Annotated in this window: 25 protein-coding genes and 1 other annotated feature; of the genes, 15 read left to right on the plus strand and 10 right to left on the minus strand. The window is 49.9% G+C overall.

Annotated elements, in window-relative coordinates; translation table 11 throughout:
- Window positions 1-11: 11 nt before the first annotated feature.
- Entirely contained in the window at window positions 12-1,310 is a 1,299-nt protein-coding gene (gene gabT / locus GSQ70_RS16295) for a 4-aminobutyrate--2-oxoglutarate transaminase (protein ID WP_158783510.1), read from the minus strand.
- A gap of 15 nt (window positions 1,311-1,325) precedes the next feature.
- Window positions 1,326-2,744, minus strand: coding sequence for a glutamine synthetase family protein (locus GSQ70_RS16300; RefSeq protein WP_199257337.1), 1,419 nt, complete (start codon window positions 2,742-2,744; stop codon window positions 1,326-1,328).
- Window positions 2,745-2,966: 222 nt separating this feature from the next.
- Here GSQ70_RS16300 and puuD point away from each other — a divergent pair, with 222 nt between their 5' ends.
- Genes puuD through GSQ70_RS16315 form a run of 3 tightly spaced genes read left to right on the plus strand, consistent with a single transcriptional unit; the run spans window position 2,967 to window position 5,589 of the window.
- Window positions 2,967-3,731, plus strand: coding sequence for a gamma-glutamyl-gamma-aminobutyrate hydrolase (gene puuD, locus GSQ70_RS16305; RefSeq protein WP_158783512.1), 765 nt, complete (start codon window positions 2,967-2,969; stop codon window positions 3,729-3,731).
- Window positions 3,728-4,285, plus strand: a complete 558-nt coding sequence (puuR, locus tag GSQ70_RS16310; protein WP_158783513.1) for an HTH-type transcriptional regulator PuuR — start codon at window positions 3,728-3,730, stop codon at window positions 4,283-4,285. The genes puuD and puuR overlap by 4 nt, the downstream gene beginning before the upstream one ends.
- A 26-nt stretch (window positions 4,286-4,311) precedes the next feature.
- A complete protein-coding gene (locus GSQ70_RS16315; protein WP_158783514.1) occupies window positions 4,312-5,589 on the plus strand; it encodes an FAD-binding oxidoreductase in 1,278 nt (425 codons plus the stop codon).
- A 70-nt stretch (window positions 5,590-5,659) separates the two neighbouring features.
- On the opposite strand, the gene GSQ70_RS16320 is transcribed toward GSQ70_RS16315, so the two are convergent.
- Entirely contained in the window at window positions 5,660-6,487 is an 828-nt protein-coding gene (locus tag GSQ70_RS16320; RefSeq protein WP_158783515.1) for an SDR family oxidoreductase, read from the minus strand.
- 178 nt (window positions 6,488-6,665) lie between these two features.
- Here GSQ70_RS16320 and hisL point away from each other — a divergent pair, with 178 nt between their 5' ends.
- The 12 genes from hisL to GSQ70_RS16380 all read left to right on the plus strand — a co-directional run bounded on the left by hisL (window position 6,666) and on the right by GSQ70_RS16380 (window position 16,553).
- Window positions 6,666-6,713, plus strand: coding sequence for a his operon leader peptide (gene hisL, locus GSQ70_RS16325; RefSeq protein WP_100396937.1), 48 nt, complete (start codon window positions 6,666-6,668; stop codon window positions 6,711-6,713).
- Window positions 6,689-6,811 (plus strand) — a sequence feature (His leader region). Its footprint overlaps the gene before it by 25 nt.
- Before the next feature lie 71 nt (window positions 6,812-6,882).
- The gene (gene hisG, locus GSQ70_RS16330; protein WP_158783516.1) at window positions 6,883-7,782 is read left to right on the plus strand and encodes an ATP phosphoribosyltransferase; all 900 of its coding nucleotides are present in this window, start codon (window positions 6,883-6,885) and stop codon (window positions 7,780-7,782) included.
- Window positions 7,783-7,785: 3 nt separating this feature from the next.
- The gene (hisD, locus tag GSQ70_RS16335) at window positions 7,786-9,093 is read left to right on the plus strand and encodes a histidinol dehydrogenase (protein WP_158783517.1); all 1,308 of its coding nucleotides are present in this window, start codon (window positions 7,786-7,788) and stop codon (window positions 9,091-9,093) included.
- Window positions 9,090-10,181 carry a histidinol-phosphate transaminase gene (gene hisC / locus GSQ70_RS16340; RefSeq protein ID WP_158783518.1) on the plus strand — a complete coding sequence of 364 codons (1,092 nt, stop codon included), beginning with the start codon at window positions 9,090-9,092 and terminating at the stop codon, window positions 10,179-10,181. The genes hisD and hisC overlap by 4 nt, the downstream gene beginning before the upstream one ends.
- Entirely contained in the window at window positions 10,178-11,245 is a 1,068-nt protein-coding gene (hisB, locus tag GSQ70_RS16345; protein ID WP_158783519.1) for a bifunctional histidinol-phosphatase/imidazoleglycerol-phosphate dehydratase HisB, read from the plus strand. Before hisC ends, hisB begins: the two co-directional genes overlap by 4 nt.
- Window positions 11,246-11,836 carry an imidazole glycerol phosphate synthase subunit HisH gene (hisH, locus tag GSQ70_RS16350; protein WP_158783520.1) on the plus strand — a complete coding sequence of 197 codons (591 nt, stop codon included), beginning with the start codon at window positions 11,246-11,248 and terminating at the stop codon, window positions 11,834-11,836. It begins immediately after the preceding gene.
- A gap of 5 nt (window positions 11,837-11,841) precedes the next feature.
- The gene (gene hisA / locus GSQ70_RS16355; protein ID WP_158783521.1) at window positions 11,842-12,579 is read left to right on the plus strand and encodes a 1-(5-phosphoribosyl)-5-[(5-phosphoribosylamino)methylideneamino]imidazole-4-carboxamide isomerase; all 738 of its coding nucleotides are present in this window, start codon (window positions 11,842-11,844) and stop codon (window positions 12,577-12,579) included.
- Window positions 12,561-13,337, plus strand: coding sequence for an imidazole glycerol phosphate synthase subunit HisF (gene hisF / locus GSQ70_RS16360; protein ID WP_158783522.1), 777 nt, complete (start codon window positions 12,561-12,563; stop codon window positions 13,335-13,337). The genes hisA and hisF overlap by 19 nt, the downstream gene beginning before the upstream one ends.
- A complete protein-coding gene (hisIE, locus tag GSQ70_RS16365) occupies window positions 13,331-13,942 on the plus strand; it encodes a bifunctional phosphoribosyl-AMP cyclohydrolase/phosphoribosyl-ATP diphosphatase HisIE (protein ID WP_158783523.1) in 612 nt (203 codons plus the stop codon). Before hisF ends, hisIE begins: the two co-directional genes overlap by 7 nt.
- Window positions 13,943-14,036: 94 nt before the next feature.
- Entirely contained in the window at window positions 14,037-14,513 is a 477-nt protein-coding gene (locus tag GSQ70_RS16370; RefSeq protein WP_158783524.1) for a YbaK/prolyl-tRNA synthetase associated domain-containing protein, read from the plus strand.
- Window positions 14,514-14,581: 68 nt separating this feature from the next.
- Window positions 14,582-15,379, plus strand: a complete 798-nt coding sequence (locus GSQ70_RS16375) for an ABC transporter substrate-binding protein (protein ID WP_158783525.1) — start codon at window positions 14,582-14,584, stop codon at window positions 15,377-15,379.
- A gap of 58 nt (window positions 15,380-15,437) precedes the next feature.
- Window positions 15,438-16,553, plus strand: coding sequence for a succinylglutamate desuccinylase/aspartoacylase family protein (locus tag GSQ70_RS16380; RefSeq protein WP_158783526.1), 1,116 nt, complete (start codon window positions 15,438-15,440; stop codon window positions 16,551-16,553).
- Between the two features lie 71 nt (window positions 16,554-16,624).
- Here GSQ70_RS16380 and gndA read toward each other — a convergent pair whose 3' ends face one another.
- From gndA to rfbC, 7 genes are all read right to left on the minus strand, one after another.
- Window positions 16,625-18,031, minus strand: coding sequence for an NADP-dependent phosphogluconate dehydrogenase (gene gndA / locus GSQ70_RS16385; protein WP_158783527.1), 1,407 nt, complete (start codon window positions 18,029-18,031; stop codon window positions 16,625-16,627).
- Between the two features lie 155 nt (window positions 18,032-18,186).
- A complete protein-coding gene (locus GSQ70_RS16390) occupies window positions 18,187-18,993 on the minus strand; it encodes a glycosyltransferase (protein WP_158783528.1) in 807 nt (268 codons plus the stop codon).
- Window positions 18,994-19,019: 26 nt separating this feature from the next.
- A complete protein-coding gene (locus GSQ70_RS16395; RefSeq protein ID WP_158783529.1) occupies window positions 19,020-19,916 on the minus strand; it encodes a glycosyltransferase family 2 protein in 897 nt (298 codons plus the stop codon).
- A 40-nt stretch (window positions 19,917-19,956) separates the two neighbouring features.
- Window positions 19,957-23,502, minus strand: coding sequence for a CmcI family methyltransferase (locus GSQ70_RS16400; protein ID WP_158783530.1), 3,546 nt, complete (start codon window positions 23,500-23,502; stop codon window positions 19,957-19,959).
- Window positions 23,499-24,839 carry an ABC transporter ATP-binding protein gene (locus tag GSQ70_RS16405; RefSeq protein ID WP_158783531.1) on the minus strand — a complete coding sequence of 447 codons (1,341 nt, stop codon included), beginning with the start codon at window positions 24,837-24,839 and terminating at the stop codon, window positions 23,499-23,501. Before GSQ70_RS16405 ends, GSQ70_RS16400 begins: the two co-directional genes overlap by 4 nt.
- Window positions 24,829-25,647, minus strand: coding sequence for an ABC transporter permease (locus tag GSQ70_RS16410; protein ID WP_158783532.1), 819 nt, complete (start codon window positions 25,645-25,647; stop codon window positions 24,829-24,831). Before GSQ70_RS16410 ends, GSQ70_RS16405 begins: the two co-directional genes overlap by 11 nt.
- Window positions 25,644-26,189: a dTDP-4-dehydrorhamnose 3,5-epimerase gene (rfbC, locus tag GSQ70_RS16415; protein WP_158783533.1), complete on the minus strand. Its 546-nt coding sequence runs from the start codon at window positions 26,187-26,189 to the stop codon at window positions 25,644-25,646. Before rfbC ends, GSQ70_RS16410 begins: the two co-directional genes overlap by 4 nt.
- Window positions 26,190-26,210 lie beyond the last annotated feature (21 nt).

The following is a 26,210-nucleotide window of genomic DNA, read 5'->3' on the forward strand; positions in this document are numbered from 1 at the left end:
GGTTATGGATATCATTTTGCAGGGGGCATATTCTGCACTACACGAAGGGAAGAAGACAAGAGGTTAAGACCTTCAGAGACAATTTCTTTACTTGCAGTCAAAGGGATAAGAAAGCGGATAACGTTGGCGCGCACACCGCATGAGAGTAGAACCAGCCCCTGACGCCCGGCTTCCTGCACCAGCGCCTGAGTCAGTTCTTTCGCGGGTTTGTTACGATCCCTCCCTGCCACCAGCTCCATCGCCACCATTGCTCCCAGGCCACGGATTTCGCCAATGCAGTCGAACTCTTCCGCCAGGTGGTGCAAATAATTCACCACCCATTCCCCCTGCTGCTGCGCTTTGTTGTTCAGCTGTTCATCATCAATTAATCCAATGACTGCCAGCGCGGCAGCAATGCTAATCGGCGATCCGGCGTAGGTGCCGCCCAGTCCACCAGCCTGCGCGCGCTCCATCAGTGATTTCCGGCCGACAACGGCAGAAAGCGGGAATCCCCCGGCCAGGCTTTTTGCCATCGTGACAATATCCGGCTCCACGCCGCTGTGCTCGATAGCAAACGTTTTGCCGGTACGGCAGAAGCCGCTCTGAATTTCATCAGCAATCAGCACGATGCCGTGCTCTTCACACAATTGACGCAACTTCTGCAGGAAGCTGGCCTGAGCCGCATAGAATCCGCCCTCGCCCTGCACAGGCTCGATAATAATCGCAGCAACGTCATCGGGTGCCACATCAGCTGCAAAGATCCCCTCTAGCGCAGCGATTGACTGCGTTTCAGTGATGCCGAGGTAAGCTGAAGGATAGGGCGCGTGGAAAATCCCGCCGGGGAACGGCCCGTAACCTTTTTTATAAGGCTGCACTTTTCCGGTCAGTGCCATCCCCAACAGCGTGCGCCCATGAAAGCCGCCGCGAAAGGCGATAACCGCACTCCGGCCGGTCGCAATCCTCGCGACCTTGATGGCGTTCTCCACGGCCTCCGCACCTGTGGACATCAGCAGCGTCTGAGTGGCCTCCTTAATCGGCACCAGCGCGTTTAATTTCTCAGCCAGTTCGACGTAGCTGCCATAAGGCGTGACCTGAAAGCAGGGATGCGTAAAGCATTCAAGCTGGGCCGCTACGGCCTGAATGACTTTGGGATGATTATGCCCGGTATTGACCACCGCAATCCCGGAGGCGAAATCGATGTAGCGCTTCCCTTCCACATCCCAAAGCTCAGCATTTAATGCCTTCTGAACATAAACTTGCAGGGAGTTCCCCACGCCGGGCGTCACCGCTGCTTCCCGTCTTGCCTGCCACTGCTGGTTCGATTGCGTCATGAGTCTTCTCCGGGATCAGGCGTTTTTCAGCATCCAGTCGATTTCCGTGGCGGTGATCAGCCGTTCAAAATGCATCAGTTCATGATGCTTGCAGCTGTGCCAGACAAAACCGAAACGCTCACCCAGTAACTTTTGCATCGGGTAGCTCTGCTCAAATTCATAAAGAGCATCGCTCTGGCGGATCGGTAGAGGATTGCCATCAGCTTCATGTCCATTGCCTTTCACCGCAGGTGGAAGAGGCAGCTGGTTGTCGATACCATGCAGAATACCTGCAAGAATAGCCGCCACCACCAGATAGGGGTTTGCATCCGCTCCCGCCACACGATACTCCACACGATGATTGTCAAAATCACCACAGGGAATCCGCAAAGCCACAGTACGGTTGTTATGCCCCCAGGAAGCCTGCAATGGCACAAAAGCCTCCGGCAGGAAACGGCGGTAAGCATTAACGTTTGGCGCCAGCAGCGCCATTGAGGCAGGCATCAGGTCAATCATCCCGGCCAGCGCCCTTTTCAGCAACGGCGAATCGCTGCCGTCATCGGTGATAAAAGCGTTGTGGTCCGCCGCATCCAGCATGCTGACATGCACGTGCATCCCGCTACCGGCATACTCCTCGTAAGGCTTGGCCATAAACGTGGCGTTCATACCGTGGTTCTCAGCAACCTGACGGACAAGACGTTTAAGCTGGATAGCGTGATCGCAGGCGCTGAGCACGTTACGGGTATGATGCAGGTTGATTTCGAACTGTCCGGGAGAGGCTTCCGCCAGCGCACCATCAGCAGGAATGCCCTGCTTTCTTGCCAGCGCGTCGATATCACTCAGCACGTCGGCAAAGTGGTCAAGATTATCGACGGAATAGACCTGGCTCTGCATGTTTCGTTCGTCGCTACCCGGCGCGCACGGCGGCTGAATATAGCCCTCCGGATCACGCTTTTTATCGACCAGATAGAACTCCAGCTCTACCGCTACCACCGGAAACAGTCCCCTGTTGCGCAATTGCTGCCACAGGTGATTCAGCACGTTCCGGGGTTCAACGTCAAAGGGAGTACCATCTTGATTGCGCATGGTCAGCAAGACCTGCGCCAGATGTTGAGGGTCGGCGGCAGAAGGGATAAGCGTGCCTTCGACGGGAATACAGATATTATCAGGTTCCCCCAGCGCCTGGCCTAAACCGGCTTCTTCTACGGTGTTGCCGAGGATATCCATGGCGAACACTGAGGCGGGGAAATAGCAGCCTTTTTCCAGCTTGAGGAGACTAGCGACGGGAATGCGCTTACCGCGAAAGACACCGTTTAAATCGTTGAGAAGGATATCGACATACTGCGTTTCAGGGTGGCGTTCCAGATAAGCGTGCACTTCATGCTGGAACGCGCTGGTTCGTTTCTCTTCACTGTGCCTCGTGAAGTCTTCTACTTCTACAAGATTAGTCATGATCTCACCCGCTTCGTTAGTCGTTGTGCGTTGCTCAAAATAACAGCCACATTTCTAACATAGCGCCAACACAAAAAGGGATCAAATGTTACATTCAAGTTTATTTTGCCACCAAATCCGTTTGAATATTAAGCGGACCGTTGGTAGATTGAAAATAAATTGCACAAAATTGCGTCTCTGGCATCTTTTCTGGTTGATATATTGAACAACGCGGGGAGTAAATGAATGGGCAATATTTTTAACAAGCCCTTGATTGGCGTAGTAATGTGTCAGATTGACAAGAGTGGCCATCCTACACAGATGGTGCACGACAAGTACCTTGAAGCCATTCTGCTGGCAGGTGGTGTTCCTCTCGCTTTACCTCAGGGTTTGATGTCCTCACCCGAACTATTGGAAATTGCTATGACTCCGCTGGACGGCATTCTGCTGACCGGCAGTCCGAGCAATATCGAACCGCATCACTACGGTGAAGAAGGCGTTGAGGACTATGCCGATCCCGGGCGTGACACTCTGGCGCTTGCCTTAATAAAGGCGGCCACCGAAAAGAGAATGCCTGTTCTGGCCATCTGCCGCGGCTTACAGGAACTTGTGGTAGCCACGGGCGGTACCCTTCACCGCCAGTTGCATACCGTTCCCGGTTTTCAGGAGCATCGGGAAGATGAGGAACTCCCCCTCGACCAACAGTACTCCCCTTCCCATGAGGTCTATGTTGAACCAGATGGCCTGCTGTCCGAACTGGTCGAAGGATGCAAAAAGTTCTGGGTTAATTCGCTTCACCAACAGGGGATCCGCTCACTCGGCTCTCCACTACGTATCGAAGCTCGCGCCGCAGATGGGCTGATTGAAGCCGTCAGCCTGCAGCAACATCCTTTTGCCCTTGCGGTGCAATGGCACCCCGAGTGGCAAAGCGACACGTCTGCCTTGTCCCGCCTGCTGTTCGATGGGTTTATCCACGCCTGCTACCGGCATCAGAAGGAAATACGGCTATGAGCGAAGCCACTCTGGCTCCCGGACGACGTTTATCGGAAATCCGGCAACAGATGGGATTGTCACAGCGGCGTGTCGCGGAACTCTCCGGCCTGACACACAGTGCTATCAGCACTATAGAACAGGATAAAGTCAGTCCTGCAGTGAGCACGTTACAGAAGTTACTGAAGGTTTATGGTCTCTCACTCTCCGAATTTTTCTCCGAGCCGGTAAAGGTGGAAACGCCAAAAGTGGTAATTGACGAGCATGAGCTGATTGATATTGGCAGCCAGGGCGTGTCATTAAGGTTAATTCATAACGGTAATCCGGAGCGAACGCTGGCGATGATGCTGGAGACTTATGAGCCTGGCGCGACAACCGGCGAAAAAATTCGCCACCAGGGCGAAGAGACCGGCACGCTGCTGGAAGGGCAAATCACGCTGACCATCAGCGGTCAGAGCTATCACCTGAAGGCCGGGCAAAGTTACGTTATTAATACCGGCAATCCCCACAGCTTCACCAATTCTTCGGCACACCTGTGCCGGATTGTCAGTGCGCATACTCCGGCCACCTTCTGACCGGAGATAATTACATGGAGGGAGATATGGAACATGTGAAGAGCTACTATGCCGCAACAGCTAATCCTCACGCTCCCTGGCCACAGCTTAATGACAGCATCCAGTGCGATGTGTGCATTATTGGCGGCGGTTTCACCGGCCTTTCATCTGCGCTGTATCTGACCGAAGCGGGTTACGACGTGGTGGTGCTGGAGGCGGCTAAAGTGGGGTTCGGGGCCAGCGGTCGCAATGGCGGCCAGGTGGTGAACTCCTACAGTCGGGATGTGGATGTCATTGAGCAGCGTTATGGCAAGGAGAGTGCCAGCCTGTTGGGCAGCATGATGTTTGAGGGTGCGGAGGTGATTCGCGATCGAATTAAACGTTATGCTATCGACTGTGATTACCGACCCGGAGGAATATTTGCCGCCCTTAATAAACCTCAGCTGCAACACCTGAAAGATCAGCATAAGCGCTGGCAACAGTATGGCAATAATCAGCTGGAGATCCTCGATCAGACCGGCATCAAAAGAGAGATTGCCAGCGATCGCTACGTTGGTGGCCTGTTGGATCACAGCGGCGGCCATATCCATCCGCTGAATCTGGCATTGGGCGAGGCTGAAGCTGTCAGGCGTCACGGCGGACGGATTTACGAGCAATCAGAGGTCACTTCAGTAACCTACGGCCATTCTCATCAGGTAAGCACCGCAAAGGGCAATGTTTCAGCAAAATTCGTTATTTTCGCCGGAAACGCCTATCTTGCACCTCATCTTGAACCCAGATTGACACGAATGAGCATTCCCTGTGGGTCGCAAATTATCACTACTGAGCCACTGTCAGCCGACAAGGCACTGACCTTATTACCCAACAATCGCTGCGTGGAAGATTGTAATTATCTGCTCGATTACTTTCGTCTGACGGCGGATAACCGACTACTGTACGGCGGCGGCGTGATTTATGGTGCACGTGAGCCGGAAGACATCGATCGATTGATCCGGCCAAAGCTGCTTAAAACTTTCCCATTGCTGGCAGGGATCAAATTCGATTACGCATGGAGCGGCAATTTCCTGCTGACGCTCTCAAGAATGCCGCAGATTGGACGGCTGGAAAATGGCGTGTTCTATATTCAGGGCGACAGCGGGCATGGGGTGACTTTTACTCATCTGGCCGGAAAACTGGTTACCGAAGCGCTGAAGGGCAACCCGCAACGCTTTGATGCTTTCGCGAAACTTCCTCACCTGCCCTTCCCTGGCGGCCGCCGTTTCCGTGTCCCACTGACGGCTATCGGCGCTGCCTGGTATTCGCTGAGGGATCGGTTGGGGGTTTGAACAACAGCAAAATTTGCATCCCTGTATACTACGTATCCGTTAAAGCCTGTTTGGTCGATGCCAACCGGGCTTATTTCAAAGGCATCTTGGCCGGATCAGGATACTGATAAACAAACCCCAGCTCGCTACAGATCTTACTGCCATCAATAATCTTTCCTTCTCTGCCCCCCTCTTCAGACCGAAAAACAGGCGCTTCCAGGCCCAATTGCCGGGCAACAGCAGGATAGAAATCCTGCCGGGCTGGATGCTCAGGCGCACTGAGGTTGTAGATATGGCCGCCCTGAGGGGTTTGCAGCAGCAGCGTAATTGCCTCAACCACATCTTCCAGATGCACCAGGTTCACGCCATGACTGCCGTCGGCCACATCGGTTTTCCCCGCCAGGAAGCGGCCCGGGTGGCGCTCTGGCCCCACCAGCCCTGAAAGGCGCAGGATATCCACGGAGGTACCCGGCAGATGATGCAGCCAGGCTTCCAGCTCCTTCAGCGTCTTTCCCGCTTCCGTGACCGGCTCAAGCAGGCTGCTCTCTTTCATCACCCCTGCTCCACTGCCATAGACAGAAGTCGAACTGGTGAAGATAATTCGTGGGATATCGAAAGCCAGAGCGCTGTCGACTATTTGCTGTACCGCCAGAAGATAATTCTCGCCACCAGCAGCCGTGCGGCTGGCAGGCAGCGTGATCACCAGCGCATCCACATTCAGCAACGCACTGAGATCGTCAGGTTCACAAATCAGTTCAGGCGTCAGCGTCAGACAGTAGCTTTCAATCCCGCACATTCTCGCGGCTTCCACGCCATCTTCTGTCGTTTTGCTGCCAGTAACCTGCCAGCCTCGCGCGGTCAGTGCTAATCCCAGCGGCATGCCCAACCAGCCTAACCCGACTATCGCAACTCTTTTCATCCCGTGACTCCTGTGACGTTCCGTACTTTAGCCTTAAAACTACGCCAGCCTTTTGTCAGTAACAACCGACCGATGGTGAGAGAATCTTACATCATTGACAAAAAAGGGTTGCGCGCTGCACTCATCCTGGTTAGGTTATTCCTCACGATATGAATAGACATTCATCCAAGAGAATTTTATGACTCGCGTTCAATTCAACCACCATCATCACCATCATCCTGACTAGTCTTTCAGGCGATGTGTGCTGGAAGACGTTTAGGATCTTCCAGTGGTGCAGAACGCAAGAGAAGCCCCCGGAAGATCACCTTCCGGGGGCTTTTTTTTGGACTGTTGTCCGGCCCGCAATGGATGAACTGCTGAGCCCATCAGGTCACAGGAAAAGAGGATTAGTACCGATGTTAGATAACACACGTTTACGCATAGCTATGCAGAAATCCGGTCGTTTAAGTGATGACTCACGCGAATTGCTGGCCCGCTGCGGGATCAAAATTAACCTGCAACAGCAGCGCCTGATTGCCTTTGCTGAGAACATGCCGATTGATATTTTGCGGGTGCGTGATGACGATATCCCGGGCCTGGTAATGGATGGCGTGGTGGATCTGGGCATTATCGGTGAAAACGTGCTGGAAGAAGAGCTGTTGACCCGTCGTGCTCAGGGCGAAGATCCCCGTTATCTTACTCTGCGTCGCCTGGATTTTGGCGGCTGCCGCCTGTCGCTGGCTATGCCGGTTGACGATGAGTATACCGGGCCACAATGTTTACAAAATTCCCGTATCGCCACCTCTTATCCTCACCTGTTGAAGAAGTATCTCGACAAACAGGGCGTGGCTTTCAAATCCTGCCTGCTGAACGGCTCTGTTGAAGTTGCGCCGCGTGCTGGTCTCGCCGACGCCATCTGCGATCTGGTTTCGACCGGTGCCACGCTGGAAGCCAACGGCCTGCGTGAAGTGGAAGTGATCTACCGCTCTAAAGCCTGTCTGATCCAGCGCGATGGCGAAATGCCGGGTGCCAAGCAGGAACTGATCGACAAACTGATGACCCGTATTCAGGGCGTGATTCAGGCCCGCGAATCCAAATACATCATGCTGCACGCCCCAAGCGAGCGCCTGGAAGACATCATCTCCCTGCTGCCGGGTGCCGAGCGCCCTACCGTGCTGCCACTGGCTGGCGACAAGAGCCGTGTAGCCATGCACATGGTCAGCAGCGAAACGCTGTTCTGGGAAACGATGGAAAAACTGAAGGCGCTGGGTGCCAGCTCCATTCTCGTGCTGCCTATTGAGAAGATGATGGAGTAACAGATGGCCAACTTCGCGACCCCCATCGACTGGCAGGCATGCAGCACGCAACAGCAGGAAACACTGCTGACACGTCCGGCGATCTCTGCATCAGAAAATATCACCGCCACCGTCCGCAGCATCCTGGACAAGGTGAAAGCGGAAGGTGACGAGGCGCTGCGTTATTACAGTGCCGCCTTTGATAAAACGCAGGTTGATGCCCTGCGCGTGACGGATGATCAGATCGCTGCCGCCTCCGAGCGTCTTGGCGATCAAATTAAGCAGGCGATGGCCGTTGCCGTGAGCAATATCGACACCTTTCACGTGGCACAGCAACTGCCAGCGGTTGATATTGAAACCCAGCCAGGCGTGCGCTGCCAACAGATCACCCGTCCGGTGGCTTCTGTGGGGTTGTACATCCCTGGTGGCTCTGCACCGCTGTTTTCTACCGTGCTGATGCTGGCAACCCCAGCCCGCATCGCTGGCTGCAAACGTGTTGTGCTGTGTTCGCCACCGCCGATTGCTGATGAAATTCTCTACGCAGCTAAGCTGTGCGGCGTGCAGGAAGTGTTTCAGGTTGGCGGGGCACAGGCGATTGCTGCTCTGGCACTGGGCACGGAATCGGTACCCAAAGTCGACAAAATTTTTGGACCTGGCAATGCTTACGTCACCGAAGCCAAACGCCAGGTCAGCCAGCGCCTCGATGGGGCCGCGATTGATATGCCGGCCGGGCCGTCTGAAGTTCTGGTGATTGCCGATGAAGGTGCCACACCGGATTTTGTTGCTTCCGATCTGCTGTCTCAGGCCGAACATGGCCCGGATTCACAGGTGATCCTGCTGACCCCTTCGCAGGAGATGGCCGAAGCCGTCGCCGTGGCGGTTGAAAAACAGCTGGCTGCCCTTCCGCGTGCGGAAACCGCGCGTAAGGCCCTGGAAAGCAGTCGCCTGATCGTGGCGAAAGATCTGCAACAGTGTGTGGAAATCAGCAACCGTTATGGCCCTGAGCACCTGATTATTCAGACCCGCAAGGCACGCGAGCTGGTCGACAGTATCACCAGCGCCGGTTCAGTGTTCCTCGGTGACTGGTCTCCGGAATCTGCGGGTGACTATGCTTCCGGTACCAACCACGTGCTGCCAACTTATGGCTTTACTTCGACCTGTTCCAGCCTGGGCCTCGCCGATTTCCAGAAGCGCATGACGGTGCAGGAACTCTCGCAGCAGGGCTTTATGAATCTGGCTTCGACGATTGAAATACTGGCCGCCGCCGAGCAGCTTACCGCCCACAAAAATGCCGTTACCCTGCGCGTTGCCGCGCTCAAGGAGAAGTCATGAGTAGCAAGATTGAAGAGCTGGCACGGGCTAACGTCCGCGCTCTGACCCCCTATCTGTCTGCCCGCCGCCTGGGTGGCAATGGCGATGTGTGGCTGAACGCTAATGAATATCCGCTGGCCGTGCCGTTTGAGCTGAGCCAGCAAACGCTGAATCGCTATCCGGAATGCCAGCCGAAGCGGGTTATCGAGCGCTATGCCGCCTATGCTGGCCTGGCTGCCGATCAGGTACTGGTCTGTCGTGGCGCCGATGAAGGGATTGAACTGTTGATCCGTGCCTTCTGCGAACCGGGCAAAGATGCCGTGTTGTTCTGCCCGCCAACCTACGGCATGTACAGCGTGAGTGCGGAAACTATCGGCGTGGAATACCGCACGGTGGAAGCGCATGAAGACTGGCAGCTCAATCTGCCTGCTATTGCTGAAAAACTGGACGGCGTGAAGGTTGTGTATGTCTGCAGCCCCAATAACCCGACCGGTAATGTGATCAATCCGGATGACATTCGTCAACTGCTGGAAATGACTCGCGGTAAAGCGCTGGTGGTGGCCGATGAAGCCTATATCGAGTTCTGCCCGCAGGCTTCACTGACTGGCTGGCTGAAAGAGTATCCACACCTGGTGATCCTGCGCACCCTCTCCAAAGCTTTTGCGCTGGCCGGTCTGCGCTGCGGCTTTACGCTGGCCAACGCCGAAGTGATTGCGCTGCTGATGAAGGTAATTGCCCCTTATCCGCTCTCCACACCGGTGGCCGATATCGCCGGGCAGGCACTGAGCGACCAGGGCCTGGCGCTGATGAGGCAACACGTCGCTACCCTTATCGCCAACCGTGAGAAGCTGATCGCCGACCTGCGCAAATGCGATTTTGTTGAAGAAGTCTACAACAGCGACTCTAACTACGTCCTTGCGCGGTTTACCGCCGCAAGCACAGTCTTTAAAACACTTTGGGATCAGGGCATTATTTTGCGTGATCAGAACAAGCAGCCAGGACTGTCAGGCTGTCTGCGCATTACTGTCGGTACCGCTGAAGAGTGTGACCGCGTTATCTCCGCGCTGCAGACCTTATCCGGCGCGTCCGTTTCCAGGGAGCAAGCATGAGCCAGAAAGTTCTTTTTATCGATCGTGACGGTACGATCATTTCCGAGCCACCGGAAAATTTCCAGGTGGATCGCATGGACAAACTGGCTTTTGAGCCGGACGTCATCCCCACCCTGCTGGCGCTGCAGACAGCCGGTTTCAAACTGGTGATGATCACCAACCAGGATGGACTGGGCACCGACAGCTTCCCGCAGGCAGATTTTGATGGCCCGCACGACCTGATGATGCAGGTACTGACTTCGCAGGGCATCCAGTTTGACGAAGTGCTGATTTGTCCGCACAAACCGGAAGACAACTGCGACTGCCGCAAGCCTAAAACCAAAATGGTTACCACCTGGCTGGCCGAAGGCGTACTGGATACGGCCAACAGCTACGTGATTGGTGACCGCACCACCGATCTGCAATTAGCCAGCAATATGGGCATTCAGGGCCTGCACTATTCGAAGTCAGGTCTGAACTGGCAGACGATTGGTCAGCAGCTGACCAAACGCGACCGCCACGCAGTGGTTAACCGCAACACCAAAGAAACCCAGATCCACGTGGAAGTCTGGCTGGATCGCGAGGGCAACAGCCAGCTCAACACCGGCGTTGGCTTCTTCGACCATATGCTCGACCAGATCGCCACCCACGGTGGTTTCCGCATGAATATCGATGTGAAGGGCGACCTGTATATCGACGATCACCACACGGTTGAAGATACCGGCCTGGCGCTGGGTGAAGCGTTGCTGAAAGCGCTTGGCGACAAACGCGGCATTGGCCGATTTGGCTTCGTGCTGCCGATGGATGAGTGCCTGGCACGCTGTGCGCTGGATATCTCCGGCCGTCCGCACCTGGAATACAAAGCTGAATTCAACTATCAGCGCGTGGGCGATCTGAGCACCGAGATGGTCGAACACTTTTTCCGTTCCCTTTCCTACTCAATGGCCAGCACTCTGCACCTGAAAACCAAAGGCAAGAACGACCATCACCGCGTGGAGAGCCTGTTTAAAGTCTTTGGCCGCACCCTGCGCCAGGCGATTCGCGTTGACGGCAACACGCTGCCCAGCTCGAAAGGAGTGCTCTGAATGAATGTGGTGATCCTGGATACCGGTTGTGCCAACCTCTCCTCAGTGAGGTGGGCAATACAGCGTCTGGGTTATGACCCGATGGTCAGTCGCGAGTCGGATATTGTGCTGCAGGCGGATAAACTCTTTCTGCCCGGTGTGGGCACGGCTCAGGCGGCGATGGATCAGTTACAGGAGCGTGAGCTGGTCGATTTGATCAAAGCCTGTACCCAGCCGGTGTTGGGTATCTGCCTCGGCATGCAGCTGCTTGGCTCTGAGAGTGATGAAAGTGGTGGCGTGAAGACACTCGGCATTATCGACAAACCCGTATTGCGCATGCATGACCATGGTTTGCCTCTGCCGCACATGGGCTGGAACCAGCTCGCCTCGCAAGCCGGTAACCACCTGTTTCGCGGCATCCCGGACGGATCTTATTTCTACTTCGTTCACAGCTATGCGATGCCGGTGAATGAGTACACCATCGCGCAATGCAGCTACGGTGAGCCGTTTACCGCTGCGGTGCAGAAAGACAATTTCTTCGGCGTGCAGTTCCATCCGGAACGTTCCGGCGCGGCTGGCGCACAGCTGATGAAAAACTTCCTGGAGATGTAACGGGCATGATTATTCCCGCATTAGATTTGATTGAAGGCAAAGTCGTGCGTCTGCATCAGGGCGACTACGGGCAGCAACGTGATTACGGCAGCGATCCTCTGCCCCGGCTGCAGGATTATGAAGCTCAGGGCGCAGAAATCCTGCACCTGGTTGACCTGACCGGCGCGAAAGATCCTGCAGCACGTCAGATCCCATTGCTGAAAAAACTGTTAGCAGGCGTCAGCGTGCCGGTGCAGGTTGGCGGCGGTATCCGGACTAAAGAAGACGTGGAAGCTCTGTTGGCGGCAGGAGCAACACGGGTGGTGGTTGGATCCACTGCGGTTAAACAGCCGGAAGAAGTGCAGAGCTGGTTCAGACAGTATGGCGCAGAAGCAATAGTGCTGGCGCTGGATGTCAGAATCGATGCCAGCAACCGTAAGGAAGTGGCGATCAGCGGCTGGCAGGAAGCGGCTGGCGCCACGCTGGAAGAAGTGATTGGACAGTTTAAGCCGTTTGGCCTGAAGCATGTGCTCTGCACCGATATCTCCCGCGATGGCACGCTGAGCGGCTCCAATGTTGAGCTGTACCGCGAAGTCTCTGCCCGTTATCCGGAGATTGCCTTTCAGTCTTCCGGTGGCATCGGCTCACTGGCCGATATCAATGCCCTTCGCGGCTCTGGCGCACAAGGCGTGATCGTTGGCCGCGCCTTGCTGGAAGGAAAATTCACCGTGTCGGAGGCTATAACATGCTGGCAAAACGGATAATTCCCTGCCTGGACGTCCGCGACGGCCAGGTGGTCAAAGGCGTTCAGTTCCGTAATCACGAGATCATCGGAGATATTGTGCCGCTGGCACAGCGTTATGCGCAGGAGGGGGCTGATGAACTGGTCTTTTATGACATCACCGCCTCCTCTGACGGGCGCGTGGTGGATAAGAGCTGGGTGTCGCGCGTGGCAGAAGTGATTGATATTCCATTCTGCGTGGCGGGTGGGATCAAAACGGCGGAAGACGCTGCACAAATCCTCTCCTTCGGCGCAGATAAAATTTCCATCAACTCCCCGGCGCTGGCCGATCCTGAGCTGATCACCCGCCTGGCCGACCGCTTTGGCGTGCAGTGCATCGTGGTGGGGATTGATACCTGGTATGACAGTGAAACCGGCAAATATCACGTTAACCAGTACACTGGTGACGAAAGCCGCACGAAAGTGACAACCTGGGAAACGCTGGACTGGGTACAGGAAGTGCAAAAGCGTGGTGCGGGCGAAATTGTGCTGAATATGATGAATCAGGATGGCGTACGCAACGGCTACGACCTGATTCAGCTACAAAAGGTGCGTGAGGTCTGCAAAGTGCCGCTGATCGCTTCCGGCGGCGCAGGCACCATGGACCACTTCCATGAGGCGTTCCGCGATGCAGATGTGGATGGTGCGCTGGCAGCTTCCGTCTTCCATAAGCAGATTATCAATATTGGCGAGCTGAAAACGTTCCTGATCGAAAAAGGTGTGGAGATTCGCGCGTGTTAACAGAACAACAGCTGGCCCAGCTGGACTGGGTAAAAACCGACGGCATGATGCCGGCCATTGTGCAACATGCCGTTTCTGGCGAAGTGCTGATGCACGGTTATATGAACGAAGAAGCGCTGCAGAAGACGCTGGACACCGGAAAGGTCACCTTCTGGTCACGCACCAAACAGCGTCTTTGGACCAAAGGCGAAACGTCTGAGCATTACCTTAACGTGGTCAGCATCACGCCGGACTGCGATAACGACACGCTGCTGGTGCTGGTCAATCCTGTTGGCCCAACCTGCCATCTGGGGACGTCTAGCTGCTTCTCGCCTGCGGCCCCGGACTGGACGTTCCTTTACCAGCTGGAACAACTGCTGGCTGAGCGTAAGCATGCCGATCCGAAAAGCTCCTATACAGCCAGCCTCTACGCCAGCGGTACCAAGCGTATCGCGCAGAAAGTAGGAGAAGAAGGCGTGGAAACTGCGCTGGCAGCAACCGTCAACGATCGGTTCGAGCTGACCAACGAAGCGTCAGACCTGATCTATCACCTGCTGGTTCTGCTGCAGGACCAGCAGTTAGACCTGAGCGCGGTGATCAATAATTTGCGTCAGCGTCACAAGTAACTCGCTCGTCATTCACAGGCCGGGAAATAAGCCTCCCGCGCCTGCACTATCGTTACGGGCCGGTTATTCCGGCCTGTTGCATTTGGGAGAAACCATGACCACCTTCGAAAAACTGACCGCCCTGCTCGACAATCAGCAGGCCAGCTACAAGCTGATGGAACATGAGCCTACCGGCAAATGTGAAGAGGTCGCAGCCATTCGCGGCACGGCTGTCGGTCAGGGAGCCAAAGCGCTGGTTTGCCATGTGAAGGGCAACGGCCTGAAACAGTATGTCCTGGCGGTGCTCCCTGCGGATCAGCAAGCTGACTTAAGTAAAGTTGCTCAGGCGGTTGGCGGCTTGCGGGCTTCGCTGGCCAGCCCGGCGGAAGTGGATCGCCTGACCGGTTGCGTGTTCGGTGCCATTCCCCCGTTCAGCTTCCATGAAGAGCTGAAACTGATCGTTGACCCAACGCTGTGTGAACGTAACAGTGAAATTGCCTTCAATGCCGGACTGCTGGAAAAGTCGATGGTACTGGATGCACAGGATTACCAGCGGATTTGCGCCTTCGAAGCGGCGAATATCCTCAAATAGTGATTCACAGGGATAAGGTGAGAAGGTACTCTGTCATCTTGTGTAAAGCTATTGAGATGAAAGGAATTATGGCTAAAATGACTTTTTCCACCCGCTTGCGTCAGGCCGCGACTCTGGCACTGCTGGCGGGCTGTGCCTTCGGTGCCCAGGCGAAAATCGACCAGGTCCGCTTCGCTGTTGACCCGACCTATCCCCCTTTTGAATCAAAAACGCCGCAGGGCAAACTGGTCGGTTTTGATATCGATCTGGGTAATGCGTTGTGCACACAAATGCAGGCGAAATGCGTCTGGGTTGAAAGCCAGTTCGACGGGATGATCCCGGCGCTGAAGGCCCGTAAATTTGATGCAATCCTGTCAGATATGGGCATCACCGAAGAGCGCCTGAAACAGATCGACTTTACCGTGCCGCTTTACGATACCCATACTCAGCTAATCGCCCGTAAAGGTTCTGGTCTGCTGCCAACCCCGGAATCCCTGAAAGGGAAAACTGTGGGTGTGGAACAGGGTACGGTGCAGGAGCGTTATGCGCTGGCCAAATGGCAGCCACATGGCGTAAACGTTGTTCCTTACGGCGATCAGGCACAGGTTGAAAGCGACCTGGTTTCCGGTCGTCTGGATGCGGTCTTCACCGACGCAGCGCAGGCTGCTATTGGTTTCCTGAAGCATCCGCAGGGCAAAGACTTTGAGCTGGCCGGTCCGATTATTCAGGATCCAATCATTGGCCCGGGCACGGCGATTGGCCTGCGTAAAGGGGATGCGGAGCTGAAAACCGCGCTGGATAATGCCTTCGCTGAAATCAAAAAGAACGGCACGTTTGACAAGATCCAGAAGCAATATTTTGCCACAGACATCTCCATCAAGCAGTAAGGCCGGAGCCGTACCTGCGGGTACGGCTTTTTTATGCCGCAAGTAAAGTGACCTGACGATGCAACAATGCCAACATCCCCTGCTCAGCGCCTCGCTGGGAACACAACGTGAAATCATCAGCTATCACTACGGTGAACAAGCCTCATGCCAGGTTTACATCCAGGCGGCGCTGCACGGCGATGAACTGCCCGGCGTGGCTGTTGCCTGGTATCTGAAAAAGAAATTCTCTGAGCTGGAAGCGGCAGGCCGGTTGAAAGCCCGGATTACACTGGTGCCGGTGGCAAATCCGCTGGCTCTAGGACAACACTGGCATGGTACCCACCTTGGCCGCTTTGATACGCATTCGGGGCAGGATTTTAACCGACAGTTTCCCTCTCTTGGCCCGGATCTGACCAAAACGCTGGCAAAAGTATTAACGCAGGATGCGGAACAAAACCGACGGCTTATCCGCGAGGCCATAAATCACTATTTTGATACTCATCACCCAGTCACCGAGCTGGAGTCACAGCGTCATACCCTGATGCGCATGGCCTGTCAGGCAGATTTGATGATTGATCTGCATTGCGACTGGGAAGCCACAACGCACCTCTACACCACGCCACAGGCCTGGCCAGACATTGAGCCACTCGCCCGCTATCTGGGCAGTGAAGTGCAGTTGATGGCAGAAATCTCGGGGGGCGAACCTTTTGACGAAGCTTGCTGCGAGCCGTGGCAATATCTTCAACGTACCTTAGGCGATCGTTTCCCACTACCGCAAGGGCTGAAACCAGTCACGCTGGAACTACGTGGCGTGATGGATGTCAGCCATGCACAGGCGGAGGAAGATGCTGATGCGATCGTCAAAGCACTGATTAAAGGTGGCTACATCGCCGGAGCCGCTACCGCATTACCGCCGCTGGTTAATCCTGCCGTCCCACTGGCCGCCTGTGAGTATATTTCATCCCCCCATTCTGGCGTCATTCTGCATCGTCGTCGTATCGGCGAGTGGATTAACCCTGGCGAAGTGGTGGCCGACATTCTCGACCCGCTGACTGACAAGCTGACGCCACTGGTGGCAGAGCACGGTGGATTGCTGTATGCCCGCCACTGGGTACGCTTTGCCACTGCCGGAATGCTGATCGTCCGGCTGGCCGGGACTGATGCCGTTCGCGAAGGGAATTTGCTGGTACCATGACTTTCTGTTGAAAACTACAAACGAAAAAAAGGCTTCCCGAAGGAAGCCTTTTTAATGACGACGAGATTAAATTAATCCATCCATTCGGTGTGGAACACGCCGTCTTTGTCAGTGCGTTTGTAAGTGTGCGCACCAAAGTAATCACGCTGAGCCTGAATCAGGTTCGCTGGCAGTACCGCTGAACGGTAGCTGTCGTAGTAAGCGATAGCAGCGGAGAACGTTGGCGTCGGAATACCGTTCTGCACGGCATAAGCCACAACGTCACGCAGTGCCTGCTGGTATTCGTCAGCAATATTTTTGAAGTAAGGCGCCAGCAGCAGGTTAGCAATGTCAGCGTTATCGGCATAAGCATCGGTAATTTTCTGCAGGAACTGAGCACGGATGATGCAACCCGCGCGGAAGATTTTAGCAATCTCACCGTAATGCAGGTTCCAGTTGTTCTCAGTCGAAGCCGCTTTCAGCTGTGAGAAGCCCTGAGCATAGGAAACGATTTTACCCAGGTACAGCGCGCGGCGAACTTTCTCGATGAATTCAGCTTTGTCACCAGAAATAGTTTTGACGGCCGGGCCGCTCAGCACTTTAGAAGCTGCAACACGCTGAGTTTTCAGCGAAGAGAGGTAGCGGGCGAACACAGACTCGGTGATCAGAGACAGCGGCTCGCCAAGATCCAGAGAGCTCTGGCTGGTCCATTTACCAGTACCTTTGTTGGCGGCTTCATCCAGAATCACATCAACCAGGTACTTACCGTCTTCATCTTTTTTGGTGAAGATATCTTTAGTGATGTCGATCAGGTAGCTGCTCAGTTCACCTTCGTTCCACTCGCTGAAGGTCTTAGCCAGATCGTCGTTACTCAGGTTCAGGGCGTTTTTCAGCAGAGAATAAGCTTCAGCGATCAGCTGCATATCGCCATATTCGATACCGTTGTGCACCATTTTCACATAGTGACCTGCGCCGTCCGGACCAATGTAGGCAACGCACGCTTCACCTTCAGCGCGGGCAGCAATCTTATCCAGAATCGGTGCAACCAGCTCGTACGCTTCTTTTTGACCGCCAGGCATGATAGATGGCCCTTTCAGGGCACCCTCTTCGCCGCCGGAAACGCCGGTACCGATAAAGTTAAAGCCTTGCTCAGAAAGTTCGCGGTTACGGCGAATGGTGTCTTTATAGAAGGTGTTGCCGCCGTCGATCAGGATATCGCCTTTGTCGAGGTGTGGGGTCAGGGAAGCAATGGTTTTATCGGTTGCTTCACCGGCCTGTACCATCAGCAGAATACGACGCGGTTTCTCAAGGGAATCAACAAACTCTTCGATGGTGTAGTAAGGAGCCAGCTTTTTACCTTCGTTCTCGGCGATAACTTCATCAGTCTTCTCGCGAGAGCGGTTAAAGATGGAAACGGTATAGCCGCGGCTCTCAATGTTAAGAGCCAGGTTACGGCCCATTACTGCCATACCTACAACGCCGATCTGTTGCTTGGACATTACATACTCCTGTCTTTGGAAAACGTAGACTCATCGTCTGAAGTCAGAACATATTAACTGAAGAGCATTGCCGGAGGGTAGCAATAGGTGTGATAGGTTATCAAAATGTTTTAATGACTGAACATTTATTCTTCAGTCGGAAGAATCTGACAAAATCAGAACAATCTCCAGCCATTTTTATTAAAAAATTTCAACATTGACGATGAGAACATAAGAATATGCTTAAGTCCTTTTTTTGAAGCGTTACCACCGTGATGAATAACTTGCACTTGAGGAACATAAGCAACATCTGTCTGTTGAACAGCACGATAGCTGAGATCGGTATCTTCGAAGTAGAGAAAAAAATCAGGATCGAACCCTTTAAGTTCTTGCAAAACAGAATTCCGGAAAAACATGAAACACCCACTTACAATCGGGGGATTCCAGTAGACGTTTATATCATCAATCTGGTCAACCATATTGTATAAATCTAACTTATGTTTTAGGAATTTCTTTATCCAGGTTGGCGCAAAGCCGCGGACTAAAAGTGTCAGGACGCTTGGATAGCGTTTACAAAGAAATTGTCGTTGACCGTCTTCCCACCGCGCAAGAGGTGAGAGCAGACCACAATTTGGATGTAAATTGAAAAATTGGAGTGCTTGTTCTAATGAGGATTCGTCTAAGATAATATCGGGATTAAGGATGAGGTGATAATCAACATCGTTAGTCATAGCAAGGTTATGTGCTCTGCCATATCCTAAATTTTTTCCGGTGATAATCACGGAACAAAATGAATAATTCTCTTCGAGTTGAAAATGAATCTGTTGTTTTTCGTTGAACCCATTTTCAATAAAAATGATCTGTACTGAGATATCCTTACAACGTTCAAGCGCCTTAATAAGTGAATCCATTAAATTAAAAATATCATCATCTATAAAGAACGTCACCACAGAAATACGTATTGTTCGTGCACTTTCGATCATAGCATATGCTTCTTAAAGGATACGATTTATTTTGGTGTGTATTTACCCGATCTGTTGATAATACCATGATAAAGACCACGAATAACTGCTGAAATATTTTTCTTTTTACTTTCTGAAAACAATATAAGAATAGATATTTTAGAAATTAGTTTAATAGCGTCTATCAACTTCCAACTTATCGGTATATAACTTCTCTTATAAAGAAGTAATGCATTACGTACCATATAGTAATGCCGCAAAGGGGTATGAACTGCAACATGCCTGCCAAATACATTGATATGGTCGTCACCTAAAGCATGATGCATTTTTGCTGAAAAACAACCGTATGAGCGATATCCTTCAGAGCGAGCACGTAATGCCCATTCTATATCGACATAATCGATAAAAAGACTTCCATCCATCATCCCTATAACGGGTAAATGACGAACAGGCAGTAAGGAACCTGAAGCAATAACATGGTCGACCTCAACAATATTTTCACTGTCATGTTCTGACATTTTTACAATGCTGAGTTGCTCAACACGAATGAAACGTGCTCTGGATCGATGCTCATTATCAATAAAGTTTGGCCCAATGGCAGCCGCTTCAGGATATTTTTTGACAGCGGTTAGGAGCTCAGAAACCATGTTATTCTCAGGTATACTGTCCTGATCCATTAAGAGTATATAGTCATATTTTCTGGTGATAGCGATCTCAATGCCATGGTTCTGAGCTGATGCTATACCAACATTTTCATTGAATGAAAATAATTCAATAGTGGGGCGATATGTGGTTAATCGTTCCGCTATTTCGCCAATATTAACGGAATTATTATCTACAACCAAAATATCTACATGGCTTGAGGTCAGAATATCAAACTGTTCAAAAAGTGTCGTAATATCCGGTTGATAAGTAACAGTAATAGCTAAAACTCTACTTTTCACTCCACTCCATCCTGAGTTAAAAGGGCCACAGGCCCTTTTTTTAGTGAGTTGTGAGATAAATATCGACTAATTCATTATATTGTTCATCAAAAGAACGAATATGAGCATGAGGGGAAGTTTCCAATTTGCCCTGTGGCATACTTTTGAAGTGCGCCAGAGTTTGGCTAATGGCAACTTTCAATCTCTCAGCGTCATTGTCAAACGGGATAACAAGTCCGTTCTGGCCCTCAATGATATCTTCAGCCGCCCCACCCGCATCAGAAGTGATAACCCATACATTACGAATCAAAGCTTCCCTGACTGTCAGACCAAAACTTTCTTTAGACTGGGTCGGGTAAAGCAAAACATCAATACTACTGTAAAATGCGTCCATGTCTTGTTGAGTAAATGCGGGTACGACTGTATAACTCGGGAAGTTTTCCAAATCATTTTTACTGAAAGAGGAAAAACCTAAATTTAAAGTGTTATCAACAATGACTAATTCCACATCCGCAGAGGAAAAGCCCTTAAAAGCAGCCTGAATTAAATGAAAACCTTTAATTTGTGTATTACCACCAATATACCCAAACCGAATTTTAGTTGGGACCTGACGATCTGGCATGACCATGGGATAATTAACGCCATTCTTATTCAATGTCGTGTTAATAAAACCTTCATTCACATAAAGATCATGAGTGAATTGGCTAGGTGCCAGGATTTTATGTACCCGAGACAATGCGTTACGCTTCTTGATAACATAGTATTTACTCTCTTCTTTATCAAAGATAGGTTTAGTCTCATGCCCCGTTAACACACCTCGTTCTTTATGTTTATCATCATAACTGAGTATAAATTGATTTTCATAAAGCCACCAAAAATCATGAGCCGTCACGATAACAGGTATATTTCTGCTCTTGCAGAGATCAACCATAGAAAGGCCTAATCCCTGAATAGAGTGAAGATGCACAATATCTGGCTTTACAATATCCAGCACTTGCTGGAAGGGAATATCAATTTTTTTGTTTAAAATCTGATCGGTTTCAGATACAAAAGAAGGCAGCCCGATACCAAAACATTCATGCTTATATGCACCATAACGACGAAGTTGATAAGGTGCTGCATATTCTTCAGATAAAGATGTCAAAACATGAATATTGATATCTTGATTCTGATCGAAACGTTTATTCATCTCCTCAGCAACAACGGTCGCACCACCAAATGAACGGGGATTATAATAGCAGTTAACAGAAAGGACATTCTTCCGTTCGTTTGCGTGAATACGGATAAAGTTATCAGTTAAATGTGAAACTTGCTGATGCGCTATATTTTCTGGTGAATAATGATGAAGAACCGTATTCTGAGCCTTATGCCCGGTATCATGGCGAAGTTCAGCAGAATCGATCAGTTGGTTCAGTACAGATTCCCATTCCCCGGTCGACTCACACAGGAAGCCGTTCTCCCCATGTTCAATCACTCTGCTGAATGTTGGTCGCGGAGAACAAACACTTGGAAGACCCAATATCGATGCTTCAATATATTTGATATTACTTTTTGAGTAATTAAATACGTAATCTTCCAGAGGAGCAAGGTTAATATCACATTCTGCCAGCACCCTCAGATAATCCTGATAAGGACAAAGCGCCACTCGTTCTATTTGAGACTGTACATCATCAAAAGAAGAAGGAAGATCGAGTTCTCCAATTAATCTGAAATGAACATTTTGGTTCGCCTTAAGGACATTTAAAATCGCCTGGGAGGCTTCAAGAAAATCAATATTATGAGTCGTTGTTCCCGAACCATACACAATACGAATGATGCCATCCGTCTCGCTGAGACGACTTGAAGATATCCCCTGAGCAGTAATGATTGTTTCAGGGTCCAGTGCATTCTCAATAACATATGCATAAGGTGCACCAGCGGCGACCATTGCGTCAGCAAGATGCTGTGTTGAAGCAATAACACCTCTGCATTTCAACATCGCTCTTTTATACAGCGCCGCACCATCAAGAAGAGCATTATAGGTATGTTTGTCTAATGCCTGTAGAGTTTTGCTATGGCGCATCACTTCCTGATCAAAGATGAGGTCATCGACTTCCCAGAATGTTGGCAGATTAAGTCGTTCACATTCAGCAAAAACAGGATCCATAGTCTCATAACCAGGAACCCGGTAAAAAATGACCAAAGAATGACTCTGCAACGCTTCAATGCACTCATTTTGTTGACTCCAGTGCAATACAGTCGTTGGTATACCCAATTTCTTAAATAGTTCAACTTTTTGATCGACACGATATTTTTTGCACTGCGGAATAGATAACTCAGAAATAAGCAAAATCTTCGGCATCAACACATCTTGTGCGGGCACGTCCACTGCTCCAAGGCTCTTTCTTTCAACAATAGTTGATGAATGATGCAATTGATTCAGGAACCTGACTTTATCGATAATACCACGCAAGCCTTTCTGTTGATAAATTATATTCGCTCTGGAAATACTATCTTTAATACCATAAGTGCTTACAACACGCTTAGAAACCTCTAATCCCTTCTTTATTTTTCTCAATTCAGTCACAGACTTACGTAAAGGTAAGGTCAGTTTCCAACTGGTTGATGTTCTTAGAGCATTATTATCATAAGAGAGACGTTGAATTAATTGGTCTTTCTCATTAATGTCTTTATTTTTTATTTCTATTTCAAGCCTTAAGGTATCTTCGATACTTTTATAAAAAACCACATCTCGTTCAAGTTGTTCGATTGTGGCAGTATCATTACGATTACTTTCAACTAACCGGGACCATTCCATTTCAGGAAATGTTGGCATATCACGCCATGGATTATTACTTTGATCTTGCGGGATATTGAAAGAACCATTAATTTTTTGATGACCTTCAACTACGGTTTCAATTTCACCGGAGATGACACGTGGCCCTAAAACATTACTCTCTTTCTTTCTTTTTTGAATAATACACAGGGAATTAATAAATTGCACTGAATGAATTTCAGTATAATCGACATTATCTAAATCGTTACATTGATAATATTCATAAAACGGTTTCAGGTATTCATGTTCACTTTTGGCAGTGCCCCAGTGCTCATAATTTGGGATATCACCAAGTTTTTTAAGGAAAGCCATCGAAGAGTATGGATCGTAAAGCCCACCCTCAAAATTCTGCCAGTAACTGCAGTGAAGATCCTCAATGATATAATATCCATCTTCCTTAATTAAAGGGAAATAGAGTAGAAAAGACTTTATGATATCTGATGAATCATGAGATCCATCATCAATGATCACGTCAAATTCCGGTGATATTTTCTCAATTCGTTCTTTAACTTCTTGAGTTGATGAATCACCAATGATCACACTGATATTATCTTTATCATAGGTCAGCAGTGAACACTTCTCATCAATATCACAGCCAATGATGTTAACCGCATTTGGAAAATATTGAGACCAAATATCCAGTGAACCACCGTTCTGTACACCTATCTCCAAAAAACTAACGGGTAAAGGTTGTAGTTTTGATAAAGTTTCATGGTAAGTATTTAAATAAATAGACCATTTATCCGAAGATTTACCGTGATGATTCTCATAAAGTTCAAATAGTGTTTTCATTTAATATCCAGCTTCACTTCATCAAATTTAATACCAACAAGACCCCATCGTACTTCACTCGATGAAACATTTATAATTAGCGCATCATGCAACCAGTGATGCTGAACATGATTGTTGATGTCACCATTAGCCAGGGAAATCATCATCGAGTATTCACCATTAGGCAACATGGGCAGCGTGAAAATATATTCAGCTTTGAATTTTTCACCGGCGGCAACTTGAACAGTATGGGTATTAGTGAAAGGAAGTGTATTTTCACCAAACAGTACCTGTCCCAAACGGTCTTTTACCAGAAAGCCGATGATTGGAGAGTCAAAAGCTTCATGTGCCTGAGCTTCTATGGTTAATTTTACCTTCTCTCCGCCTTTGAATACGTGTAACGTATTTCCCGTCATTATTTCAGCGAAGTTGACTGTAATAATCTCTCCCGCCCCGGTTTTCCAACCATTGGCATTGTTCAGATTATCTTCAATTCCGTATTGAGATCGGTAGTCGATTACAGTGGTTTTTGGACCATCAACCTCATTTTCGACAATCGTCAGTTCTTCATCACTGACTGTCTCATCTTTTAAACTCTGTAGCTTAGCATCATCTCCATAGACTTCCTGCAAAGTGTACTGGAGATATTTCTCGGCAACATTTTTTGCTTTACCTGAGGTAATCATCTCTCCCTGATGAAGCCAGATCGCTTTATCACAAAGATTTATAACTGAATTGGTATCATGGCTGACAAACAAAAGCGTGCCGTTTTCTTTAAATTTCCGTATAAAACGCATGCATTTTTGAGTAAATACAGCATCTCCTACAGCCAGAGCTTCATCGACAACTAATATCTCAGCATCAACATGAGCAATAACAGCAAAGGCGAGACGAACATACATCCCACTTGAATATGTTTTTACAGGTTGGTTAATATAATCGCCTATTTCAGCGAAGGCTAAAATATCATCATATCGATCTCTGATTTGCTCATTACTCAGCCCATAAAGCGATGCAGCCATAAAAACGTTTTCATGGCCAGTAAACTCGGGGTTGAACCCGGCACCAAGTTCAAGCAGGGCGGCAATTTTCCCATTAACTTTAATCTGACCATCCGTTGGGTTTAACGTCCCACAAATCATTTGTAAAAGAGTAGATTTACCGGAGCCGTTTCTGCCAATGATACCTACCGTTTCTCCCTTTTTCAGGCTGAACGAAACATCTTTTAGTGCCCAGAATTCACGGTATAACTGTTTACGGCTGCGGAAAAACATCTGGAGCAGTCGATCTTTCGGGGTATCATAAATCTGATAACACTTACTCAGTCCCTTAACTTCAATGATATTATCAGATGACATCAGCAAACCCCTTACGCGTCTTCTGGAACCAGTAGAAGCCGAACCACGCAACAACAGTGCTGATCACCATGCCTCTAACCCAGGGGTACCATTCAGGAATTCTTCCCCAATACATCACATCGCGAGCTTGTTCAATGAACAACGCCAGTGGATTTAGCAGAAGCAACGGCCGGACACTGGCCGGTAATGCCGACGTGGGAAAGAAAATAGGCGAGAGGAACATCAACACCATGGTGATAATACCGACTAACTGGCTGACATCACGGAGATAAACGCCCAATGAAGCCAGCAACCAACTCAGCCCTAACGTCATTAATATGAGAGGTAGCATGACCAGAGGTAATAAAATAAGCGTTACATGAGGTAAGCCTACCTCGACGAGATAAAACACCAGCCAGACAATACAGCTGATAAAGAAGTGAAAAAGAGCGGCGCCCATATTTACCAACGGTAGTATTTCTAAGGGGAAAATGACTTTTTTTACATAGTTAGCGTTGGCAATGATTGTCGTTGGCGCTCTGTTAACACATTCTGAAAATAAATTAAATATTATCAAGCCTGAAAAAAGAACTAATGCAAAGGCTGACTTTGACGTACTTCCTTCACTCCATTTAGCCTGAAAGACCACACTGAATACAAAAGTGTAAACCACTAACATCAAAATAGGCGTAAAAAATGACCACAGTAAACCTAATACAGACCCGCGATACCGGCTGATTACTTCACGTTTAGTTAAAGAATATATTAATCGCCGATTATTAAATGTGTTTCTAAACACATCGCCCGTGGTTTTAACAAGGGTGTTCATTCAAAAACCTCAGCATTATCGAAACCTGGTGCAAGCTGGTCTTTCTCAGAGAGAAGTGCGTCTGTCACTCCCCAATTAATGCCAATACGTTCATCATTCCACAGAATTGAACGCTCGCTTTCTTTGGCATAATAATTAGTAGTTTTATAGACGAATTCGGCTGTTTCACTTAGCGTGACAAAGCCATGGGCAAATCCCTCAGGAATCCATAGCTGACGTTTGTTATCTGCACTAAGATTGACACCAACCCATTTTCCAAAAGAAGGTGAGCTACGACGAATATCGACCGCAATATCTAATACCTCACCTTCAACGCAACGCACCAATTTCCCTTGCGCGTTAGGGTTTAATTGATAATGCAGACCACGCAAAACACCTTTAGTGGATTTAGAATGGTTGTCCTGAACGAAGTCGACATGATAACCTACCGCTTCGTCAAAAGTTTTCTGGCTGAAACTTTCAAAAAAGAAACCCCGATGATCACCAAAAACGTTAGGTTCAAATATAAGTACTTCTGCTAAAGACGTTTTAATAACCTTCACAATTAATTCCTTTATTTCATT

Source organism: Pantoea sp. BAV 3049, from assembly GCF_009765445.1.
GTDB lineage: Bacteria > Pseudomonadota > Gammaproteobacteria > Enterobacterales > Enterobacteriaceae > Erwinia.

Bases quoted from the DNA above. Each gene is read 5' to 3' on its own strand.
- gabT (WP_158783510.1), bottom strand. From the start codon at position 1,310: ATGACGCAATCGAACCAGCAGTGGCAGGCAAGACGGGAAGCAGCGGTG.
- puuD (WP_158783512.1), top strand. From the start codon at position 2,967: ATGGGCAATATTTTTAACAAGCCCTTGATTGGCGTAGTAATGTGTCAG.
- puuR (WP_158783513.1), top strand. From the start codon at position 3,728: ATGAGCGAAGCCACTCTGGCTCCCGGACGACGTTTATCGGAAATCCGG.
- GSQ70_RS16315 (WP_158783514.1), top strand. From the start codon at position 4,312: ATGGAACATGTGAAGAGCTACTATGCCGCAACAGCTAATCCTCACGCT.
- GSQ70_RS16320 (WP_158783515.1), bottom strand. From the start codon at position 6,487: ATGAAAAGAGTTGCGATAGTCGGGTTAGGCTGGTTGGGCATGCCGCTG.
- hisG (WP_158783516.1), top strand. From the start codon at position 6,883: ATGTTAGATAACACACGTTTACGCATAGCTATGCAGAAATCCGGTCGT.
- hisD (WP_158783517.1), top strand. From the start codon at position 7,786: ATGGCCAACTTCGCGACCCCCATCGACTGGCAGGCATGCAGCACGCAA.
- hisC (WP_158783518.1), top strand. From the start codon at position 9,090: ATGAGTAGCAAGATTGAAGAGCTGGCACGGGCTAACGTCCGCGCTCTG.
- hisB (WP_158783519.1), top strand. From the start codon at position 10,178: ATGAGCCAGAAAGTTCTTTTTATCGATCGTGACGGTACGATCATTTCC.
- hisH (WP_158783520.1), top strand. From the start codon at position 11,246: ATGAATGTGGTGATCCTGGATACCGGTTGTGCCAACCTCTCCTCAGTG.
- hisA (WP_158783521.1), top strand. From the start codon at position 11,842: ATGATTATTCCCGCATTAGATTTGATTGAAGGCAAAGTCGTGCGTCTG.
- hisF (WP_158783522.1), top strand. From the start codon at position 12,561: ATGCTGGCAAAACGGATAATTCCCTGCCTGGACGTCCGCGACGGCCAG.
- GSQ70_RS16370 (WP_158783524.1), top strand. From the start codon at position 14,037: ATGACCACCTTCGAAAAACTGACCGCCCTGCTCGACAATCAGCAGGCC.
- GSQ70_RS16375 (WP_158783525.1), top strand. From the start codon at position 14,582: ATGGCTAAAATGACTTTTTCCACCCGCTTGCGTCAGGCCGCGACTCTG.
- GSQ70_RS16380 (WP_158783526.1), top strand. From the start codon at position 15,438: ATGCAACAATGCCAACATCCCCTGCTCAGCGCCTCGCTGGGAACACAA.
- gndA (WP_158783527.1), bottom strand. From the start codon at position 18,031: ATGTCCAAGCAACAGATCGGCGTTGTAGGTATGGCAGTAATGGGCCGT.
- GSQ70_RS16390 (WP_158783528.1), bottom strand. From the start codon at position 18,993: ATGATCGAAAGTGCACGAACAATACGTATTTCTGTGGTGACGTTCTTT.
- GSQ70_RS16400 (WP_158783530.1), bottom strand. From the start codon at position 23,502: ATGAAAACACTATTTGAACTTTATGAGAATCATCACGGTAAATCTTCG.
- GSQ70_RS16405 (WP_158783531.1), bottom strand. From the start codon at position 24,839: ATGTCATCTGATAATATCATTGAAGTTAAGGGACTGAGTAAGTGTTAT.
- GSQ70_RS16410 (WP_158783532.1), bottom strand. From the start codon at position 25,647: ATGAACACCCTTGTTAAAACCACGGGCGATGTGTTTAGAAACACATTT.